The 12,534-nt window shown below is 72.1% G+C and carries 11 protein-coding genes; 3 read left to right on the top strand and 8 right to left on the bottom strand.

Going from position 1 to position 12,534, the window contains the following annotated elements; translation table 11 throughout:
• Positions 1-3 precede the first annotated feature (3 nt).
• From J0910_RS01740 to J0910_RS01775, 8 genes are all read right to left on the bottom strand, one after another.
• Complete coding sequence (locus J0910_RS01740) at positions 4-831, bottom strand: peptidoglycan recognition protein family protein (protein ID WP_420156747.1); 828 nt, start codon at positions 829-831, stop codon at positions 4-6.
• Between the two features lie 165 nt (positions 832-996).
• Positions 997-1,443 (bottom strand): 50S ribosomal protein L9, encoded by a 447-nt coding sequence (gene rplI, locus J0910_RS01745; RefSeq protein WP_420156748.1) that lies wholly within the window; start codon positions 1,441-1,443, stop codon positions 997-999.
• Between the two features lie 28 nt (positions 1,444-1,471).
• A complete protein-coding gene (rpsR, locus tag J0910_RS01750) occupies positions 1,472-1,708 on the bottom strand; it encodes a 30S ribosomal protein S18 (RefSeq protein ID WP_017595522.1) in 237 nt (78 codons plus the stop codon).
• Between the two features lie 68 nt (positions 1,709-1,776).
• Positions 1,777-2,364, bottom strand: a complete 588-nt coding sequence (locus tag J0910_RS01755) for a single-stranded DNA-binding protein (protein WP_420156749.1) — start codon at positions 2,362-2,364, stop codon at positions 1,777-1,779.
• A 68-nt stretch (positions 2,365-2,432) separates the two neighbouring features.
• A complete protein-coding gene (gene rpsF / locus J0910_RS01760) occupies positions 2,433-2,723 on the bottom strand; it encodes a 30S ribosomal protein S6 (protein WP_026120709.1) in 291 nt (96 codons plus the stop codon).
• A 76-nt stretch (positions 2,724-2,799) separates the two neighbouring features.
• Positions 2,800-4,194 (bottom strand): glycosyltransferase family 87 protein, encoded by a 1,395-nt coding sequence (locus J0910_RS01765; protein WP_420156750.1) that lies wholly within the window; start codon positions 4,192-4,194, stop codon positions 2,800-2,802.
• 18 nt (positions 4,195-4,212) lie between these two features.
• The gene (locus tag J0910_RS01770; protein WP_420156751.1) at positions 4,213-6,801 is read right to left on the bottom strand and encodes a transglycosylase domain-containing protein; all 2,589 of its coding nucleotides are present in this window, start codon (positions 6,799-6,801) and stop codon (positions 4,213-4,215) included.
• 550 nt (positions 6,802-7,351) lie between these two features.
• On the bottom strand, positions 7,352-9,607 hold the full coding sequence (locus J0910_RS01775; RefSeq protein ID WP_420156752.1) for a transglycosylase domain-containing protein: 2,256 nt from the start codon (positions 9,605-9,607) through the stop codon (positions 7,352-7,354).
• A 353-nt stretch (positions 9,608-9,960) separates the two neighbouring features.
• Here J0910_RS01775 and J0910_RS01780 point away from each other — a divergent pair, with 353 nt between their 5' ends.
• From J0910_RS01780 to J0910_RS01790, 3 genes are all read left to right on the top strand, one after another.
• A complete protein-coding gene (locus J0910_RS01780) occupies positions 9,961-10,533 on the top strand; it encodes a PadR family transcriptional regulator (protein WP_420156753.1) in 573 nt (190 codons plus the stop codon).
• A 65-nt stretch (positions 10,534-10,598) separates the two neighbouring features.
• The gene (locus J0910_RS01785) at positions 10,599-11,678 is read left to right on the top strand and encodes an inositol-3-phosphate synthase (protein ID WP_420156754.1); all 1,080 of its coding nucleotides are present in this window, start codon (positions 10,599-10,601) and stop codon (positions 11,676-11,678) included.
• Between the two features lie 123 nt (positions 11,679-11,801).
• Positions 11,802-12,497: a hypothetical protein gene (locus J0910_RS01790; RefSeq protein WP_420156755.1), complete on the top strand. Its 696-nt coding sequence runs from the start codon at positions 11,802-11,804 to the stop codon at positions 12,495-12,497.
• The last annotated feature ends 37 nt before the right edge of the window (positions 12,498-12,534 follow it).

Consider the following 12,534-nt stretch of genomic DNA (forward strand, 5'->3'; position numbering starts at 1 on the left):
CGGTCAGCGGCCGAGGTCGCGCTCGCCGATGGCCGGGCCGTGGTAGTAGGCCGCGGTCCGCTCCATCGCCGGGGCGCCCGGATAGGTGGGCAGGTGATCGGCGGGGAGTTCGGCCAGGCCGAGCAGCTCCTCCTGCTGCCTGCGGGTGCGCATCCGGGTCTGCACGTCCCGGCGGAGCCGGGGCAGCATCGCGTAGAGCCGGTCCCCCGGGCAGCTGGTGACGTTGTAGTCGCGGTGGCCGACGATGGCCGAGGACGGGTCGAGCTCGTAGAGCGAGCAGAGCCAGGCGCAGGTCTCCACCAGGGAGGCGAACAGCCTCTCCGGCGGGGTGGCGGAGCCGTACAGCCCCTCGTTCTCGATCCCCACGGTGTGCGAGTTGTGGTTGGCGGTGTGCGCCCCGACGACGTGCCGGCCCTGCCGCAGCGCGGCCAGGGTGCGGTTCCGCCCCTCCATCACGTACCCGCCGCGGGAGATGGTGAAGTGCTGGCCGATGTCCGCCCAGCCGTTGCTGTCCATGTGGTAGCGCTGGATCGCGCGGGACAGCGCGGCCGCGTGGCTCTTGGAGTAGTCGGTGCTGTTGCCGGTGGCGGTGTGGTGCACCACGATGTGGTCCGGCCCGGACCCGATGACCGCGGAGGCCTTGGGCGGCCGCGCCCCCCAGTCGGCGCGGGTGTAGACGTGGGGTCCGGCGTCCGCGAGAGCGTTTCCGGGGGAGGCGAGGTCGAGTGCGCCGCCCAGCAGTGCGCCGCCGGCCGCGGCCGCCGCGGCGCGGACCGCCGTCCTGCGCGTCATCCCCCGCTGCTCGGGGTCTCCCAGCTCATGAACGGACATCTGGCCTCATCCTTCCTGTGGGGAAACGGGCCCACAGAAAAAGATAAGTTACGAATAGTGATGAAAGAATTACTATAAGCTACACGGCGTGTCGCGGAACGGCGAAGGCCCCGCCCCCCGGAAGGGGCGGGGCCCGATGCGCGTCCCCGCGCGGGGGCGCCGGCGTCAGCCGCCGACGACCTCCAGCGCGATGGTGGCGGACACCTCGGGGTGCAGGCGGATCTGCACCTTGTGCGCGCCGACGGACTTGATCGCGTTCTTGATCTCGATCCGGCGCTTGTCGACCTGCGGGCCGCCGGCGGCCTTGACCGCCTCGGCGACGTCGGCCGCGGTGACCGAGCCGAACAGCCGGCCGCCGTCGCCCGCACGCTGGGTGAGGGTGACCGACAGGGCGCCGAGCTGGCCGGCGATCTGCTGGGCCTCCTCCAGGGTGCGGATGTCACGGGCCTGGCGGGCCCGGCGGATCGAGTCGATCTGCTTCTGTCCGCCGCGGGTCCACCGGATGGCGAAACCGCGGGGCAGCAGGTAGTTGCGGCCGTAGCCGTCCTTCACCTCGACGACGTCGCCGGGGGCACCGAGACCGTTGACCTCGTGGGTCAGAATCAGCTTCACGACTAATACCTCCCTCGGAATTCCCCGGTTAGCGAGCGGTGCTGGTGTAGGGCAGCAGCGCCATCTCGCGGGCGTTCTTGATCGCCGTCGCGACGTCGCGCTGGTGCTGCGTGCAGTTGCCGGTCACCCGACGGGCGCGGATCTTGCCGCGGTCGGAGATGAACTTGCGCAGCAGAGTAGTGTCCTTGTAGTCGATGTAGGACAGCTTCTCCTGGCAGAAAAGGCAAACCTTCTTCTTGGGCTTGCGTGCTGCCGGCTTCGCCATCGTGGTGCTCCTTCGCAAGAGCCCCGGATCATCCGGGGATGGTCATTCGGACAGGAATTGAACGCGGTCTAGAACGGCGGCTCGTCGGAGAATCCCCCGCCGCCGAAACCGCCGCCGCCACCGCCGCCGTTGGTCGCCCACGGGTCGTCCGCGGGAGGGCGTCCGCCGCCCTGGGAGCCGCCGCCGAAACCGCCGGCCGAGCCCCCCTGGTTGCCGTAGCCGCCGCCCCCCTGCTGGGGGCCGCCGCCGAAGCCGCCTCCGCCGCCGAAACCGCCGCCCTGGCCGCCCTGGCGCTGCGTCTTGGTCACCTTCGCGGTGGCACTGCGCAGAGCCGGGCCGACCTCTTCGACGTCGATCTCGAAGACGGTGCGCTTCTCGCCCTCCTTGGTCTCGTACGACCGCTGCTTGAGGCGGCCCTGGACGATGACGCGCATGCCGCGCTGCAGGCTCTCGGCCACGTTCTCCGCGTACTGCCGCCACACGGAGCAGCTGAGGAACATGGACTCGCCGTCCCGCCATTCGCCGCTCTGCCGGTCGAAGACGCGCGGGGTGGAGGCCACGCGGAAGTTCGCGACCGCCGCCCCACTGGGGGTGAATCGCAGCTCAGGGTCGTCGACCAGGTTGCCGACGAGCGTGATCTGAGTTTCGCCTGCCATGGATGGCTCCGGGTTCGAATAGTTCGGATCAGGCGGGGAGAGTGCGTGCGCGGCGCGCTGCGACGCCTCTAGTGCGCCTCGGGGCGCAGGACCTTGGTGCGCAGGACGGACTCGGTCAGGTTGAGCTGACGGTCGAGCTCCTTCACCGTGGCCGGCTCGGAGGTGAGGTCGATGACGGCGTAGATGCCGTCGGCGTTCTTGGCGATGTCGTAGGAGAGGCGGCGCTTCCCCCAGACGTCGACCTTCTCCACGGAGCCGCCGTCGTTGCGGACCACCGCGAGGAACTGCTCCAGCGACGGCGCCACCGTGCGCTCGTCGAGGGTGGGGTCGAGGATGACCATAACTTCGTAACGACGCATCGTCGTTCCTCCTCTGGACTGTCGCGGCCATGGTCTTTCCATGGCAGGAGGGCATTGAGCCAGACGGAAGCCAAGGCTACCGCAGGCCTGCGACCGTTCTGCCGCTTCGCAGGCAATCCGCGGCCACGCAGGCGCAGACCGCGAGCAGAGTGGCCGACCGCGCCAGGGAGAGCACCGAGTAGCCGGCGAAGGCCAGCCCCTGCTCCGGCCCGGCGGCCCCCTCGGCCGCCCAGGAGACGTGCATCAGGTGCCGCCAGATGCCGAAGAAGTAGGCGGTCTCGGCGGCCTGCCAGAGCGCGAAGACGAGCAGCGGCGGCCAGGTGCCCATGGTCCGCGGCCAGGCCAGCACCGCCAGCGGGACCAGCCAGAGCACGAACTGCGGCGACCAGACCTTGTTCGTCAGCAGGAACGCGGCCACCACCAGGAACACCAGCTGCTCCGGCCGCGGCGGGCGGCGGGCGAGGACCCCGGCGGCGGCGATCAGCGCGCACGCCGCGGCCAGCGAGGCGGTCCCGGCGGTGTTGACCAGATCGAGGTCGCCGGTGTCGAGCAGGCCGTACCCGTCGAGCACGTAGTAGAGCGACCCCCAGTCCGCGCCGCGCTCCCGGCTGAACGTGAAGAAGGTCGCCCACCCCTCCGGGGCGGCGAGCATGACCGGGAGGTTCACCGCGGCCCAGGCGGCCGCCGCACCGCCCAGGGCGCGGAGCAGGTCCTGCGGCGCCATCCCGCCGTCCCGCCCGGTCCACCGGCGCAGCACCAGCACCAGCAGCGGGCCGAACACCAGGAAGGGGTAGAACTTCGCGGCCACCGCCAGCCCGACCAGGGCGCCCCCGGACCAGTACCGGGACCGGCCGAGCAGCACCAGCCCGCCGGAGAGCAGCGCCACCGCGAGCAGGTCCCAGTTGATGTAGGCGGTGAGCACCGCGGCGGGGGCGAGCGCGACCGCGCCGCCGGCCAGCAGCGCCCGCCGCCGGTCGAACCGCTCCCCTTCCGCCGGGCGCAGCCCGCCCCGGCCGGCCAGGTGGCCGGTGCACAGCACGGTGGCGACCAGGCAGGCGCCCATCAGCGCGGCGGTGAGGTCGAAGTAGGCCAGGGCCCTGCCGAGGGTGTCCGGCAGCCAGGAGACGGCCCGGCCGATCAGGTGCATCAGCCCGCCGGTGAGCACCGGGTACTCCAGCGGCCGGTCCAGGTAGGGCACCGCCCCCTGGTCCAGGCCGTCCCGGTAGTAGAGCGGGAACACGTCGCTGTAGCAGGCGGCGGCGTACTGGCCGCCGTCGAGCCAGGCGCCGCCGAGGCGGCAGGGGGCCTTGGCCAGGTAGCCGAGGAGCGCCCCGGCCGCGCCGAGCGCGGCGAGCGCGCCCCACGGGGTCCGGCCCTGCGGCGGACCGGTCTGAAGACGCCGAGTGCCGGCGGCGGCCTGCTGGCCGCCGCCGGCACCGGGACGTCCGTCTCCTCCGGACGTTGAGGTCACGTCGCTCCTGTTCGCTGGTCAGTCTTCCCTGCGGGCGAACGGGTCCCAGCCGCCGCCACCGCCGCCTTCGCCGCCGCCGCCTTCGCCGCCGTCCCCCTCACCGGGGCCGCCGGGCTCACCGGGCCCGCCCGGCTCCTCGGTCTCGCAGTCGTTGCCCGGGAACGGGACGCACGGCTCCTCGGTCGCCGGCGGGCTCATCGGCGGCGAGGTGGAGGGGTCGGGCGACTCCGTGGGCTCCGGCGGCTCGGCGGACTGCGTGGGCTCCGGCGAAGTGGGCGGGGTCGGGGTCGCGGGCAGGAAGCTCTGGTCGTCGCCGACCCCGGCCCGCGGCGGGAACTGCTTCTCCTCGACGCCCTTCATGGCCTCCTCCATGAAGGCCTTCCAGATCTTGGCCGAGGTGGTACCGCCGTAGACGTCCTGGACGCCGGGGATCTCCAGCTGCTTGCCCTTGTCCCGGAAGAGTCCGACCGCGGTGGACATCTGCGGGGTGTAGCCGACGAACCAGGCGGACTTGGCGTCGTTGGAGGTACCGGTCTTGCCGGCCACCGGGCGGCCGTCGGAGAGCATGGCCTCCTTGCCGCCGCCGTCCGGGCTGACCACCTGCTGCATGGCGAAGGTGGCGTCCGCGGCGACGTCGGCCTCGAAGGCGCGGACGCCTTCGAGCCGGTCCGCGTCGTTGGGGGTGACCTCGTCGCCGTTCGGGTTCACCAGCTTGGTGATCATGTGCGGCGGGATGTGCACGCCCTGGTTGGCGAAGGTGGCGAAGCCGGTCGCCTGGTCCAGCGCGCGGACCTGGTAGGTGCCCAGCGCGATGTTCGGGCCGAGCTGGGCGGTCTCCAGCTGCTCCTCGGCGATGCCCGCGGCCTTCGCGGTGTCCTTGACCGCCTGCGCGCCGACCTGCTGGGTGAGCTCCACGAACGAGGTGTTCACCGAGTGCTTGGTGGAATCGATCAGGTCCACCGTGCCCCAGGACTTGTTGCTGTCGTTCTGGATCTCGCCCTCGATGCCCTCGAAGGTCTGCGGGGAGTTGCCGTCGAACTCGCTGTTCAGGCTGATCCCGTTGGAGAGCCCGGTGGCCAGAACGTAGGGCTTGAAGGCCGATCCCGCCTGGGCCCGCTCGGTGAGGGAGTTGTTGGCGTCGACGGTGAAGTCGCTGCCGCCGTTGAACGCCTTGATCTCACCGGTCGCGGGGTCGACCGCGGTGAGGCCGTAGTTGGTGTCCTCGGGCATGCCCTCGGGCAGCGCCTGGGTGAACGCCTCGGAGGCGGCCGTCATCAGCTTCGGCTCCAGCGAGGTGGAGATCTGGTAGCCGCCCTTGGTGATCTGCTCGGCCGAGACCCCGTAGCGCTCCTGGGCCTCCCTGAGCACCGCGTCGCGGACGTAGCCCTTGTAACCGGAGTAGTCCTCGCCGCCGACGTTGTAGTCGACGGTGTCGGGGAACTCCAGCTTGTCGGTCTCCTCCTTGGGGAGGCCGTACTCGCCGTCGTACTCCTCGTACATCACGTTGAGGCCCTTGAGCGTGTCCTCGCGCCAGCGCTCTTCGAGGATCTCCTGCATCTTCGGGTCGGCTTCGTAGTTCTCGAAGTTGCCCGGCTGCTGGATGATGGCGCCGATGAACGCGCCCTCGGCGTCGTCCAGCTCGCTGACGTCCTTGCCGAAGTAGGCCTGGGCGGCGGCCTGCACACCGTAGGCGTTGCGCCCGAAGTAGATGGTGTTCAGGTACTGCGTGATGATCTGGTCCTTGCTGAGCTCGTTGCCCAGCTTGATGGAGATCAGGATCTCCTTGAGCTTCCGGGTGTAGGTCTGCTCCTGGGAGAGGCCGTCGTAGTAGTTCCGGGCCATCTGCTGGGTGATGGTGGAACCGCCGCCGGCCGAGCCGCCGTAGATGATCGCCCGCATGGTGCCGGTGATCGAGATGCCGCCGTCGCTGGGGAAGGTGCGCTGCTCGGTGCCGAGCACGCCGTTCACCACGCTGTCCGGGATCTGGTCCCGCTTGACCTTCTGCCGGTTGACCTCACCGGTGGTGATGAGCTTCTCGCCCCCGGCGTCGGAGATGACCGAGGCCTCCGCCTCCGCGGCGGCCTGGGCGTCCATGTCCTCGGCGTCGTCCAGGGTGAAGTAGAAGATCGCCAGCGCGGCGACGCCGCCGACGAAGAGCACGCCGAAGGTGATCAGCGCGGGCTTCCACACCTTGGCGAAGAACCGCTTGACCGGGCCGCGGTCGTCCGGTTCGTCGCGGCGTGAGGGGGGCCGCCTGCGGCCGCCGCCCCCGCCGCCGCCCTGGGCGCGGCGGGACCCGCCGGAGCGGGCGCCGTGCTCGGCCTCCCGGCCCCGGTCGCGACCCCGGCGCTCCTCCTGGGGGCGGCGCCGGCCGCCGCCCTCGGAGCGGGCCCCGCCGGAGCGGGACTCCGCGGAACGGCGCCGGGTGGGGCGTTCATCGTCCCAGAAGCCGCCGTCGTCGCTGGGTGCAGCGCGACGGCCGCCGGCGCGTTCGTCCCTGGGCGGGCCGTCGGCCCGCCGCCTGCCGCCGCTGCCGCGCGGGCCGTCGTCCGGGCCAGAGGCCCGGCGGCGGCCGCCGCCGGCGTTACGTCGTCTCTCGGTACTCACGCGTCCTCGATTGCTTCTCTGCGGCCGATCGGCCTTACGACTCGGGGTAGGAGGGGGCGGAACTCCCCCTGGGGGATCCGTTCCGACCGGGTGCCCCGGGAAGCGCCGCGGGGGACGCGGTCTCGGGGGGAGACCGGCGATCCCTCCATGGGACGCTCCACCCGGGTACGGGGTTTTCCACCCGACCGGAAGACGTGGTCCTCGGCTTCCTCCTGTCGATGGACCTCTCTTCGGGGAGCCTCGCAGGCGCCGTGCTGCGGCGCAAAGCACGCGTCACGCTAAAGCCAAGGCGCCTCATAGCACAACCCAGGCGTGAGGCTACCCCGCGATACCCATTCGTTGATCACGTTCCGGACAACGCCGACGCGTGCATGACAGGGTACGGGCTACTCCGAGTGTTCGAGAGGGTCCCCGGGCGAATCCGCCGCCTGTCCGGCATCGCCCCAGCTCAACGCGGTGAAAACGGAAGCAGAAGGGTCCGGCACCGGGCTCCTCCCGGTGCCGGACCGTGTTACCTGCGCTACATCCGGAGGGTGTGCGGCACCCCCGGTCACCACCAGTCCTGGCCGCCGTCGACGGGCGGACCGGCGCCGCCGTCGCCCCCGCCGCCACCGGGGTCGGGCGGCGTGGGCCAGTCGCCCCCGCCGTCCTCTCCGCCGCCGTCGTCGCCCCCGCCGCCGTCCGGCGGGCTCGGCTCGCCGGTGTCCTCTTCCTCCTCCTCGGTGGGCTCCTCGGTCCGGGTCGGCTCCTCGGCGGGCTCCTCCGGCCGGGTCTCCTCGGGCTGCGGCACGGTCTCCGGGGCGGGCGCGGGGGGCGCGTCCTGCTGCTGCTCGGGGGCGTCGCCCCCGCCCCAGACCGGTTCGGGGAACTCCTCCACCGGCTCCCCCTCCATCGCCTGCTGCATGAAGTCCTTCCAGATCAGCGCGGAGGTCGAGCCGCCGTAGACATCGCCGACGCCGGACAGTTCGAGCGGCTGCCCGTCGCTGCGGCTCAGCCCGACCGCGACCGACAGCTGCGGGGTGTAGCCGGCGAACCAGGCGGCGGTGGCGCTGTCGGTGGTGCCGGTCTTGCCGGCGGCCGGGCGGCCGTCGTCGAGGGCGGCGCCGCTCCCGGTGCCGCCCTCGACGACCTGCCGCATGGCGTAGGTGGCGTCGGCGGCGACGCCCTCGCTGAACGCGCGGGTGCCCTCGTCCAGCTCCTCCTCGTCGACCGGGCCGACCTCGCCTTCGTCCCCCTTGACCTCGGTGACCATGTGCCGCGGCAGGTGCACGCCGCCGTTGGCGAAGGTGGCGAAGCCGCTCGCCTGGTCCAGCGGGGTGACCTGGTAGGTGCCCAGCGCGATGTTGGGCCCCAGTCCCGCAGTCTCGAACTGCTCGGCGGGGATGCCCGCGGCCTCGGCGGTGTCCCGGACCTTCTCCGGGCCGATGTCGCTGGTGAGGCCGACGTAGGCGGTGTTGACCGACCGCTCGGTGGCCTCCAGCAGGGTGACCGGGCCGTAGCTGCGCCCGGCGTTGTTGCGCACCGGGGCGGTCAGCCCGGGGAAGTACTGCGGCGAGCTCCCGTCGTAGACGGTGTTCAGGCTGCGGCCCTCGGACAGCCCGGCGGCCAGCGCGTACGGCTTGAAGGCCGAGCCGGCCTGGGCCCGCTGGATCAGCGAGTTGTCGGTGTCGGCGACCGGGTCGCCGCCGCCGTGGAAGGCCTTGATCTCCCCGGTCTCCGGTTCGACCGCGGCCAGTCCGAGCACGGTGCCCTCGGGCACCTCGCCGAGGGTGTCGGTGAAGGCGGTCTGCGCCGCCTCCATCAGGTCCTTGTCCAGGGAGGTGCGGATCTCGTAGCCGCCGGTGGCGATCTGCTGGTCGGTGAGGTCGTAGCGGTCGCCGAGCTCGCGGACCACGGCGTCGCGGATGTAGCCCTCCAGCGCGGGGACGCCGTCCACCCCGCCGTTCCACGGGATCGTCTCGGGGTACTCCAGGCCGTCGGCCTCGGCCTGGGTGATGCCGTGCTCGGGGTCGATGGCGTGCACCTTGACCGCGCCGCGGAGCGCGTAGTCCCAGCGGGCGCGGAGCGCCTCCGCCTCCGGGGAGCCGGGCTCGGGGTCGGTGAAGGTGCTGGGCTTCTGGATGAGCGCGCCGATGTAGGCGCCCTCGGCCTGGTCCAGCTCGCTGACGTCCTTGCCGAAGTAGGCCTGGGCGGCGGCCTGCACACCGTAGGCGTTGCGGCCGAAGTAGATGGTGTTCAGGTACTGCGTGATGATCTCGTCCGGGGTGAGGTTGCGGGCCACCTTCAGCGAGATGAAGATCTCCTTGACCTTCCGGCTGTAGCTGCGCTCCTGGGAGAGGCCGTCGTAGTAGTTCCGGGCCATCTGCTGGGTGATGGTGGAACCGCCGCCGGCCTCGCCGCCGGTGATGATCGCGCGCATGGTGCCGGAGACCGACACGCCGGGGGTCTTGTAGAAGTCGTGCTGCTCGGCGCCGAGCACCCCGCTGATCACGGTGTCCGGGATCTGGTCCCGGGTGACCTTGGTCCGGTTGACGGCGCCCGTGGTGGCGGCCTTTGAGCCGTCGGAGTAGCGGATCTGCGAGGCGGAGACGGCCGCGTCGCCCTGCGGCTGCAGGTCGTCCGGGGCCGGGATGAGCAGGTAGATACCGAGGAACGCGACCACGCCGGCGAGCACGGTCGCGGAGAGCCCCATGAGCAGCCAGTGGACCGCTCTGCGCCAGCGCGGCGGGCGCGCGTCCCGCGCGGCCGCGCCGTCCCGGACCCCGCGGCGGGCCCCGTTCGGCTCTTCCCGGTGTCTCCTGTCCACAAGCACCCTCATTCCCCGGCCGGGTCGTTCGTCCGCGCCGGTCGCAGCGGGCGGACGCGGACGTGAGGGGGCCGTGCGTCTCCCGCTTGGTCGGTCATCTACCGGCGGGGGAGGCCGTACGGATCCGACATCTCGTTCAGGTTGAGAAATCGTCCCGGAAATACTACGTGATCACGGTGCGGGTGCCCGTCACCGTGCACCGCGCCAGGGAGTCCTTATATCGACTGGATATAGTCATACGTGCATAAAGCACGCCTCCGTTCACATTCGGCGCCGCGGACCGCCGCCCGGGAACAGAACGGCTCCGGCGGAGGCTGTCATCGTTGCGCACCGGGGGAGGAGGTGGACGAGGCATGGAGACGCGCCGGTCGCGGGTGCTCGACCTGGCCGTGCTCGGCCACCTGGCCGAGGCCCCGATGCACGGGTACGAGCTGCGCAAGCGGCTCGACCGGGAGCTGGGCCTGCTGCGCGCGTTCTCCTACGGCTCGCTCTACCCCCGGCTGCGCGCCATGCGCTGCGGCGGCCTGGTGGAGGCGGACGGCGCCCGCCCCGCAGCGGGGCACCGCTCCCGGATCGTCTACCGGCTCACCGAGGACGGCCGGGCCGCCCTGCTGCGGCTGCTGTCCGACAGCGCGCCGGCCGAGAGCGACGACGAGTGCTTCGGGGTGCACTTCACCCTGTTCGGCCGGACCCGCCTCGAGGTGCGGATGCGCATCCTGTCCGGTCGGCGGCACCGGCTGGCGCAGCGGCTGGACGCCCTGCACGAGACCCTGGGGCGGCTGGACGGCCGGGGCGACCCCTATACCCATGAGCTGCACCGGCACCGGGCCGAGGCCCTCCGGCGCGAGATCGGCTGGCTGGACGGCCTGATCGAGCGCGAGCGCCGGTGCGCCGAACCGGGCGGCCCGGCCGGGCCGCCGCGGTGAACGGCGGCCCCGTGCCGCCAGACCTCATCGGATCACAGTCATCGGATCAGAAGGAGCAAGGACCAATGGGTTCGGTACGCGTAGCCGTCGTGGGCGTCGGCAACTGTGCGGCGTCTCTCGTCCAGGGCGTCCACTACTACCGGGACGCCGACGCGCAGACCCGGGTCCCCGGCCTGATGCACGTCCAGTTCGGCCCCTACCACGTGCGCGACGTCGAGTTCGTCGCGGCGTTCGACGTGGACGCCAAGAAGGTCGGCCACGACCTCGCGGACGCCATCACCGCCAGCGAGAACAACACCATCAAGCTGTGCGACGTCCCGCCGACCGGCGTGACCGTGCAGCGCGGGCCGACCTTCGACGGCCTGGGCCGGTACTACCGGGAGATCATCGAGGAGTCGGCCGAGGACGCCGTGGACGTCGTCGCGGCGCTCAAGGCCTCCAAGGCCGACGTGCTGGTCAGCTACCTGCCGGTGGGCTCGGAGGAGGCCGACCGGTTCTACGCCCAGTGCGCGATCGACGCCGGTGTGGCCTTCGTCAACGCGCTGCCGGTGTTCATCGCCTCCGACCCCGAGTGGGCGCAGAAGTTCACCGACGCCGGCGTGCCGATCGTGGGCGACGACATCAAGTCCCAGGTCGGCGCGACCATCACGCACCGGGTGCTGTCCAAGCTGTTCGAGGACCGGGGCGTCGTGGTCGACCGGACCTACCAGCTCAACTTCGGCGGCAACATGGACTTCAAGAACATGCTGGAGCGGGAGCGGCTGGAGTCCAAGAAGGTCTCCAAGACCCAGTCGGTGACCTCGCAGATCCCGCACGAGCTCAACGCCGGCTCGGTGCACATCGGCCCCTCCGACCACGTGCCGTGGCTGGACGACCGGAAGTGGGCCTACGTCCGCCTGGAGGGCCGCGCCTTCGGCGACGCGCCGATCAACCTGGAGTACAAGCTGGAGGTCTGGGACTCCCCCAACTCCGCGGGCATCATCATCGACGCGCTCCGCGCCGCCAAGATCGCCAAGGACCGGGGCATCGGCGGGCCGATCGCCTCGGCCTCGGCCTACTTCATGAAGTCCCCGCCGGAGCAGTTCAGCGACAGCGCCGCGCACGACATGGTCGAGCGGTTCATCTCCGGCGAGGTGGAGCGCTGATCCGCCGCTGAGCCGGACGGGGGGAGGGGCCGCCCGGCGGGCGGCCCCTCCCCCCGTCCGGGCGCCCCGCGGGTACGCTTCGGTTCCGGAGCCGACGAGTCCGACGAGTCCGAGGAGTCCCCCGTGTCCTTCCCTCCCCCCCAGGGCCCTCCCCCGCCGGGGCACGGCGGTCCGCCCTACGGGCCGACCGGGCCGCACCCGCCCGTTCCCCCGTACGGCCCGCACCACGGGCCCCCGCAGGGCCCTCCCCCCGGAGGCCCGCCGCACGGGCCCCCGCCGGGCGGCCCCGGCCCGTACGGCCCGCCGCAGAAGAAGGGCGGATCGGGCTGCCTGATCGCCGGGATCATCGGCGGCGGCCTGGCCCTCATCCTGCTCATCGCCGGCGGCGTGGGCGCCTTCTTCTACCTCGGCGCCGACTCCGGCGGCTCCGGCGGCCAGGGCGGCTCCGGCTCCGGGGGCGCCCCCGGCTCGGGCGGCGCCTTCGACGGCACCTGGGAGGCGGAGATGACCCAGTACGACCCGGACGGCGAGCCCTGGGCCGGCTGGACCATGCACCTGACCATCGAGCAGGGCGAGGTCACCGAGGCCTCGGAGTCCGGGCTGACCACCGGCGACGGCATGTGCACCTGGGAGCCCGGCACCGCCTCGGTCACCGGGGACGAGCTGAGCTTCTCCTACACCGTGGCCGGCGACCCGGACTGCGTGGACAACGGCGAGGTGACGCTGCGCGACACCGGCGCCTCCATCGAGGCCGAGGTCACCAGCGCGATGACGGACGGCAGCACCGCCTACGCCGACGGGACGCTCGCCCCGCGCTGACCCGGCGCCCGCGCCGCCGCCGAGCCGTACGCTTTCC

This window comes from Nocardiopsis oceanisediminis, from assembly GCF_048595525.1.
Lineage (GTDB): Bacteria > Actinomycetota > Actinomycetes > Streptosporangiales > Streptosporangiaceae > Nocardiopsis_A > Nocardiopsis_A oceanisediminis.

Bases quoted from the DNA above. Each gene is read 5' to 3' on its own strand.
- J0910_RS01740 (WP_420156747.1), bottom strand. From the start codon at position 831: ATGTCCGTTCATGAGCTGGGAGACCCCGAGCAGCGGGGGATGACGCGC.
- rpsR (WP_017595522.1), bottom strand. From the start codon at position 1,708: ATGGCGAAGCCGGCAGCACGCAAGCCCAAGAAGAAGGTTTGCCTTTTC.
- J0910_RS01755 (WP_420156749.1), bottom strand. From the start codon at position 2,364: ATGGCAGGCGAAACTCAGATCACGCTCGTCGGCAACCTGGTCGACGAC.
- rpsF (WP_026120709.1), bottom strand. From the start codon at position 2,723: ATGCGTCGTTACGAAGTTATGGTCATCCTCGACCCCACCCTCGACGAG.
- J0910_RS01780 (WP_420156753.1), top strand. From the start codon at position 9,961: ATGGAGACGCGCCGGTCGCGGGTGCTCGACCTGGCCGTGCTCGGCCAC.
- J0910_RS01785 (WP_420156754.1), top strand. From the start codon at position 10,599: ATGGGTTCGGTACGCGTAGCCGTCGTGGGCGTCGGCAACTGTGCGGCG.